The sequence below is a fragment of the Flammeovirga sp. MY04 genome (genome assembly GCF_001682195.2).
Lineage (GTDB): Bacteria > Bacteroidota > Bacteroidia > Cytophagales > Flammeovirgaceae > Flammeovirga > Flammeovirga yaeyamensis.
In genome coordinates this window covers 3,094,457-3,102,500 of record NZ_CP003560.2, presented here as the reverse complement: position 1 = coordinate 3,102,500, position 8,044 = coordinate 3,094,457, and the positions used below count along the sequence as shown (strand labels likewise).

At 39.4% G+C, this 8,044-nt stretch carries 4 protein-coding genes and 2 rRNA genes (1 of these 6 only partly in view); 5 read left to right on the top strand and 1 reads right to left on the bottom strand.

What is annotated here, in order from left to right:
• Together MY04_RS12475 and rrf are read left to right on the top strand one after the other, a co-directional pair.
• A 23S ribosomal RNA gene (locus tag MY04_RS12475) occupies positions 1-2,200 on the top strand; it begins 680 nt to the left of the window's first position.
• Between the two features lie 69 nt (positions 2,201-2,269).
• Positions 2,270-2,381, top strand: a 5S ribosomal RNA gene (gene rrf, locus MY04_RS12470).
• 496 nt (positions 2,382-2,877) lie between these two features.
• Here rrf and MY04_RS12465 read toward each other — a convergent pair.
• Positions 2,878-3,423, bottom strand: a complete 546-nt coding sequence (locus tag MY04_RS12465) for a hypothetical protein (RefSeq protein WP_066210089.1) — start codon at positions 3,421-3,423, stop codon at positions 2,878-2,880.
• Between the two features lie 155 nt (positions 3,424-3,578).
• On the opposite strand from MY04_RS12465, the gene MY04_RS12460 reads away from it, so the two are divergent.
• From MY04_RS12460 to MY04_RS12450, 3 genes are all read left to right on the top strand, one after another.
• Positions 3,579-5,624, top strand: a complete 2,046-nt coding sequence (locus MY04_RS12460) for a sigma 54-interacting transcriptional regulator (RefSeq protein WP_084005864.1) — start codon at positions 3,579-3,581, stop codon at positions 5,622-5,624.
• A gap of 429 nt (positions 5,625-6,053) precedes the next feature.
• Positions 6,054-7,217 carry an arginase family protein gene (locus MY04_RS12455; protein WP_044221198.1) on the top strand — a complete coding sequence of 388 codons (1,164 nt, stop codon included), beginning with the start codon at positions 6,054-6,056 and terminating at the stop codon, positions 7,215-7,217.
• A gap of 31 nt (positions 7,218-7,248) precedes the next feature.
• Positions 7,249-8,019 carry an SDR family NAD(P)-dependent oxidoreductase gene (locus tag MY04_RS12450; RefSeq protein ID WP_066210087.1) on the top strand — a complete coding sequence of 257 codons (771 nt, stop codon included), beginning with the start codon at positions 7,249-7,251 and terminating at the stop codon, positions 8,017-8,019.
• Positions 8,020-8,044 lie beyond the last annotated feature (25 nt).

Here is an 8,044-nt window from a genome sequence, read left to right as displayed (position 1 = left end):
TGTAGGTAGACGCGAAACCAGGTGATCTACCCATGGGCAGGTTGAAGTTGTGGTAACACACAATGGAGGACCGAACCGGTTGACGTTGAAAAGTCTTCGGATGACCTGTGGGTAGGGGTGAAAGGCCAATCAAACCTGGAAATAGCTCGTACTCCCCGAAATGCCTTTAGGGGCAGCGTCGGATGAGTTTGATGGAGGTAGAGCTACCAATTAGATGCGGGGGAGTCATATCCTACCAAATCTAGATGAACTCCGAATGCCATCAAACACTACCGGCAGTGAGGGCTAGGGTGCCAAGGTCCTAGTCCGAGAGGGAAAGAACCCGGACCATCGTCTAAGGTCCCGAAGTGATAGTTAAGTTGAACTAAGGAGGTCCAGTCGCTGAGACAGCCAGGATGTTAGCTTGGAAGCAGCTATTCATTCAAAGAGTGCGTAACAGCTCACTGGTCGAGCGACAGGGCATCGATAATGATCGGGCATTAAACTATCCACCGAAGACATGGATTTGTGATTTATCACGAGTGGTAGGGGAGCATTCTGACGGGGTTGAAGCTGCATGGTGATGTGCAGTGGACCGGTTAGAAAAGCAAATGTAGGCATAAGTAACGATAAGGCAGGTGAGAAACCTGCCCGCCGATAGACCAAGGTTTCCTGGGCGACGCTAATCGTCCCAGGGTTAGCCGGGACCTAAGGGGATTGCCGAATGGCATACTCGATGGATATCAGGTCAAAATTCCTGAGCATCCTATATCATCGACGGAGTGACGGAGTGATGAAGTATCTGCGTACTGACGGATTAGTACGTTGAATTGCGTACCTATAGGTTGTGTAGTTAAATGCGCACGACTTGGGGAAACAAGACAGTACAGAGCGGCCACGGCCAATCTGATAACGATATGAAACGCTTCCAAGAAAACCTTCTAAGATTATGTTATAGGATCCCGTACCCCAAACCGACACAGGTGGTCAGGGTGAGTAACCCGAGGCGCTCGAGTGATTCATGGCTAAGGAACTAGGCAAATTAGCCCCGTAACTTCGGGAGAAGGGGCGCCTACTTACTTTGTAAGAGGCCGCAGCGAAGAAGTCCAGGCGACTGTTTAACAAAAACACATGGCTATGCGAACTCGAAAGATTCAGTATATAGCCTGACACCTGCCCGGTGCTGGAAGGTTAAGAGGGGGAGTTAGTGGTAACACGAAGCTCTGAATTGAAGCCCCAGTAAACGGCGGCCGTAACTATAACGGTCCTAAGGTAGCGAAATTCCTTGTCGGGTAAGTTCCGACCTGCACGAATGGTGCAACGATCTGGACGCTGTCTCGGCCATGAGCTCGGTGAAATTGAAGTAGCGGTGAAGATGCCGCTTACCCGCAACGGGACGAAAAGACCCCATGAACCTTTACTGCAACTTAACGTTGGCCGTTGGCCAGGAGTGTGTAGGATAGGCGGGAGACTGTGAAGGAGCGTCGCCAGGCGTTTTGGAGTCATTGTTGAAATACCGCCCTCTCCTGTTCGACGGTCTAACGGGTTTTGAACCCGGACATTGTTTGGTGGGTAGTTTGACTGGGGTGGTCGCCTCCAAAAGAGTAACGGAGGCTTTCCAAGGTTCCCTCACGACGGTCGGCAATCGTCGGAAGAGCGCAATGGCATAAGGGAGCCTGACTGCGAGAGAGACATCTCGACCAGGCACGAAAGTGGGACATAGTGATCCGGTGGTACCGCATGGAAGGGCCATCGCTCAAAGGATAAAAGGTACTCTGGGGATAACAGGCTGATCTCCCCCAAGAGCTCATATCGACGGGGAGGTTTGGCACCTCGATGTCGGCTCGTCACGTCCTGGGGCTGGAGAAGGTCCCAAGGGTTGGGCTGTTCGCCCATTAAAGTGGCACGCGAGCTGGGTTCAGAACGTCGTGAGACAGTTCGGTCTCTATCTGTTGCGGGCGTTGGAAATTTGAGAGGCTCTGACTTTAGTACGAGAGGACCGAGTTGGACACACCTCTGGCGTACCGGTTGTTCCGCCAGGAGCATCGCCGGGTACCTATGTGTGGAGCGGATAAGCGCTGAAAGCATCTAAGCGCGAAACCCACCTCGAGATGAGATTTCCTTATGAGGGTTGTTATAGATGATGACGTTGATAGGCTTCAAGTGTAAGTTCAGAGATGGATTAAGCTGAGAAGTACTAATCGCCCGAAAGCTTTTCTTCGGTTGGTGTCCCCTTAGTGGGGGCACCGACAAAGTTTTTACTGTTCACAGTCAATGATATTAAGACATTGATGGTGCCAATGACGTAGGTGTTCACCTCTTCCCATTCCGAACAGAGCAGTTAAGCCCTACAGTGCTGATGGTACTGGGTTAACCCCCGGGAGAGTAAGTCGGCGCCACATTCATTAAATATAGAAGGTTAGTTAACACAAGATGTTGGCTAACCTTTTTTTGTGTTAATATAAAACTGGTGTTTGGGTTATGCACAGGTATCTACGTAAACCGATAGTCCTCGAGGGGATAAACCCACCTCGTTGAAGACGGGGATGTGGATGATGCATCAAATATCTCTAGAATTGCAGATGCTCAAAAAAATGTAGGCCAATAACCCGTGTAACGAGGGGCCAAGGCCACCTCTGTAAAGACGGAGAAATAAATAGTGTTTCTACGAAAAACAGCCCCGAAATCTTGGATGATATTATTATGTAGATGATCTTACCTGCTACCTGCTACCTGCTACCTGCTACCTGCTACCTGCTACCTGCTACCTGCTACCTGCTACCTGCTACCTGCTACCTGCTACCTGCTACCTAAATAGTTATCAACAAAAAAGTGGATAACTTTCTGATTTACCCTAAAACAAATCGTCAAGTTATCCACACAATCAACAGTAAAATGTTACTTAATGTAATTTCTTTTTTTGATAACAGGTTTTTTCAGATTACCATAAAGCTCCTCGTTTCTTTTTTCATAAGCTTCGGAAGCCTCTTCAATGGTAGGATAATTCCCTAAATCTGTTCTTTTGCCATTTTCATAAATAATTGCCTTAAACTTCTTACCAACTTTAATGACGCCTCTATAACCATGCTTATTTCGATGCTCTTGAAGCCTTCGAAGTTCTTCCATGGTTTTCCAATCTAAGTTTTCTTCTCTTAAATCTAAGCGATTTCCATTGATATTATGAACAAATAGTCGTTTGTCTGATTCACGTTTGTCTAGCAATTTTTCTGCAATCAACCGATGCAGGTAAATAGTTACATTTTTGTATTTACCATCAGGTCTTGGAAAGTTCCTTTGAAAAAAAACATATCCACTAGTGTGTATTCTCAAGTTGTTCAACACATCAAGCTCTTTTAGATATGGATTATTCTCCAGTAACTCTAAGGTCCGATGGGACACAATGACAGTTTTCTTACTGTTTTTCAGTTTTAATTTACATAGCATGATATTTTGATTGTTGATGTTAGTAAGTTGAACGATTGATTAGTAGTAAAATGTTACGAAAATCGCCTCTTTTTAGATTAATTTAAAGCATAATATTAGATATAAAACGTATTTTAAGGGATCTTTAGGAACTTTTTAAATTCCAAATAACCAAAATGTTAGATCTATACGGCATTAATTTTATACTAGCAGGAATATTCTTCACTTTGAGTGTATTGTATCTCTGTATTTATTTGATAACAGATAGAGATATTCTAAAACTAATTTATGGGTTGATGAGTGGTAGTAGCGGGGCATTTATATTGTTATCTACCTATACGCATTCGCTATTTGATCTTGATGAACATCAACAGTTTTCCACATATATGTTGGTAACTTATATGTTTTTAATGATGATGATTTTTAGAGCTGCCTATGAACTTTCAGAAAGAATATTTAGAAAAACGTATTTGTATCTTACATTTCTATCTATTTTGATAATACTATTTATGTTCTTTTTCGGAAACTATTTCATGTACACCGATAAAGTACTAGTAAAATCAATACAGTTAGCATCCGAAAAATATTATTATCTAAAAGGAGAACCTCAAAATTTATTTTTTTTCCTTACTACTATATTTTATTTGAGCTGTATTTATTATTTCTCAAGATTAGTTATACGTTCCATTCAATCAAAATCACCTAGAAAGATAGTCATTTCATCTTCAGTAAGTATATTATTTATCTTTAGTAATATCTATGATGTATTTATTGATATTGGAACTATAAAAGGTATTTTTCTAACAGAGTATGCAGTCACTGGAATTGTGATGCTTTTGAGTATTGACCTCTTATTAAGTTTTTATTTAGGATACCAAAAACAAGTTTCACTTAATATTATTACTAAAAGTTTTGAAGAAATGATCCTGAATATCGATTTATATGTATTTCGATACGATGATAATGGGAATATAACATTCTTCAATAAATTTTCAGAGAAAGAATTATCATTTGATAATAACAATCTATATCGTCCAATAAAAGAGTTTTTTAATATAGAGGAAAAAGAGGAAGATGATCTTAATTTTAGATTAACCGTAAAAGGACCAAATTACAAAGTAATTGAAGGCACAAGAGTAACTGTCAACTTATCTTCTCATTCTCGTGAAAGTTACATGATAGGTTACGAAATTACTCAACGTCTAACCCATCAAAAGAAATTAACAGAAACTTTGGATGAGCTTCAGAAGGTATCAAAACAGCTGGAAGAGGAGAATACCTTCCTGAAAGAAACAAAGTTTAGAGGGAAGAATAAACCAAGTGTTCTCGTAATTGATCATAACTTTTCTATGTCTGTAGAAAGTGAAATCAAAAGAATAGCCAATTATAAAAGTACGGTGTTAATTCACGGTAATGAAGGAGCAGGTAAAACTTATATTGCTAATCAGATTATCAAATATGGAGATAGAGCTGAGAAACCTCAAATACTCTATAATTGCCACTCTACCTTAAAATCGGTATTTAATACCAAATATTACGAAGACTCAGTATATACACAAGGGTATAATAAAAGTATTCTTGATGTAGCGAATGGAGGAAGTTTAGTTTTAGAAAATATCCATTATCTCTCTGATGATGATCAAATATATCTATTGGACCTTTTAAAACAATTGGATGAAAGTGATGACCAAAAATATGATGTGAGATTTATTGCTACTACTGATCAGAATCTGAGAAAACTTGCTGAAGAAGGTAAATTCAATCTAGAACTCTATCACTTCTTAAGTATTTATAGAATTCATTTGCCTGATTTAAAGAGAAGGCTAAGTGATATACCCTATTTAGTTGAAGTGTTTGTGGAGAGTTATTGTAAGAAAAATAATATTCCACAGTTTAAAGTATCTATAGCGACAATAAAAAAATTACAAGCCTACCATTGGCCAGAAAATATTAAAGAACTAAAATATATTATTCAAAGATCAATCAATAACTCAAAAGGCAAAACACTTAAGCTTTTTCAGTTTGAAGAATATGTAGAAGATCATAGAGAAGGTAATTCTGAATATTTATCCTTAGATCAGCAAGAAAAGAAATATATCCTTAAAGTTTTAAAGCATTGTAACTGGAAAGTGAGTGGTAAAAATAGTGCCTCCGAACTATTAAAAATAAACGAAGCAACATTAAGATCAAAAATGAAAAAATTGGATATCAAAAAGGTTTAAATAACCTTACAATTATTCTATTAGTGATATTTCACGAAAAAAAGACTACTTTTTAAATGTTTGTAAATACTATAAGTTTCACTATTACAGTAATTTATGTGTTTTTTGATAGAGGATTATTCAAAATTAAATTATTTACAAATATTGTTTATTAATATTGCACAGATCAAAAAAATGATTGACTCAAACTATAGCCCATTTATATATATGGGCGAAAACTTATTTTAACCTATATACCTATTCAATGTTATTAATAATTTTACTACCCCTACTTTTGAAACCAAATTCATCCTAGGCCGTTAATGAAAATGAAATCGCCGGAAACGAGCGGTTTTTTAAACGGCAGAAAAATAATTCAAACGATTGAATAGTTTTTAAAGAAGATCAAAATTCGCTAGAACAAATTCATTACTAAACATAAATATTACTATGAAAAAGGAAATCAAAAAGTACCCTGCTATCCCACAAGAGAGATTGGAAAAATACCAGGATCTATGGAAAAACTCAACAAGTAGAGATGGTGTTCATCCAGACGTGAAGGCACACTTGGAAAGAGTAAAGACAATGGGTGGCGGTCAAGGTATCGAATTCTTGAGTAACATCAATAAAGATTACCTAGGTGCTTTTATGGCTCCATTCTCTAGAGACTTGGAAGAAGCAGATATTGCAATTATTGGTATGCCATTCGAAAAGTCTGCTCCTATGAATGCTTCTCATAAATATGGTCCAAAAGCATTAAGAGAATTATCGAAAAACTTCATGGGAACAACAGAGCCATGGATCAACGGAGAGTTCGATATTCCTTTCGATTTCGCCAACATTATTGACTACGGTACGATCGATACTTACGGTCAGTTTGATTTATCAGGTGAGATGGAGCACGCCATTGAGCATTATAGAAAAATTGTTTGTGATAATCATATCATTCCTTTCATGTGGGGTGGTGATCACACAGTTTCAGTAGCTCCTTTGATGACATTGGGTGAGACTTACGGGCCACTTTCAGTAATTCACTTTGATGCTCACTATGACTTGGTAACGGAAGCTGACTTCCCTTATCCATACCACTCAGGTAACATGTTTACTCAGAACTTTGCGAAAGGTAATGTAGACCCTGAGAGAATGATTCAAATTGGTATTAGAGGTAGAATGACTGGTCTTGTAGGTGGTCACGCGAAAAATTTCGGTACTAATGTGTACTTCGCGGATGAAGCAAGAGTAATGTCTCCAAGAGAAATGGCAGACAAAATTATCGAGGTAGTGGGTGATGGTCCTACTTATATCTCATTGGACTTGGATTCATTAGATCCTGTATACAACTCGGCTTCTTCTGCTGTTGAGCCATTCGGTTTAGATGCTAACTGGGTACACGATGTGCTTAAACTAGTTAGAATGTCAGGTAAAGTAAACCTTGTAGGTGCAGATGTTGTAGAATACGCTCCACAAAACGACCCAGCGAAAACATTTGGTTACATTGCTGCAGGTCTTAGCTGGAAAATCCTTTGTTGGTTAGCGGCAGATGTGAAACGTAGAAATGGTGGTGAAAATCATCCTACAAACTGGCCGCAAGCGTTTGGTAACGTTACACTTTAATCACTTAGAACTTTAAAACATTAAATATATCATGGCAAATTTCTTTTCATTAGAAGGACAAGTTGCAATCGTAACAGGCGGTACTTCGGGTATCGGTTTAAAAACTGCTGAGCGTTTTATCGCTGCAGGTGCTAAAGTAGTGATCTCTGGTCGTAAAGACGGAACAGAGATCGCAGAGAAAATCGGAGCTACTTTCGTTCAGTGTGATGTTTCTAGTGCTGAATCGGTAGAAACGATGGTCAATAAAGCTGTTGAAACATACGGTAAAATTGACATCCTAGTGAATAATGCTGGTGCGAACTTCGGTTACGACACAATGATGGAAACAGACATCGAAAACTTCGATAAAAACTTTGCGATCAATACGAAAGGTGTTGTTCACGGCATCAAGTTCGGGGTACCTCAAATGAATGACGGTGGTCGTATTGTCAATGTAGCCTCTGCAGCTGCAGTTCAAGGTGTGGCTTACTTGGCACCTTATGTAGCTTCGAAATGGGCTGTGGTAGGTATCACAAAAACAGCTGCTGTAGAATTGGGTAGCCGTGGTATCAGAGCCAACGTAATTGCACCAACTTCGGTGAATACACCAATGGCAAACACTCCAGAAGGTCAACCACAATTGAGAATGGAGCACAAAGCAGTACCTCTAGGGCGTATTGCAGAGCCAGAAGAAGTAGCTTCATTGATTCACTTCTTATCAGCTAAAGACTGTGATTTCGTAAACGGTCAAGTAATTGGTGTTGATGGTGGATTTACTGCAGGTATGAGCATCGATGCTTACAACACATTAGCTGCTGAATAATTAAAAAAATATAAGTGGACGTGGT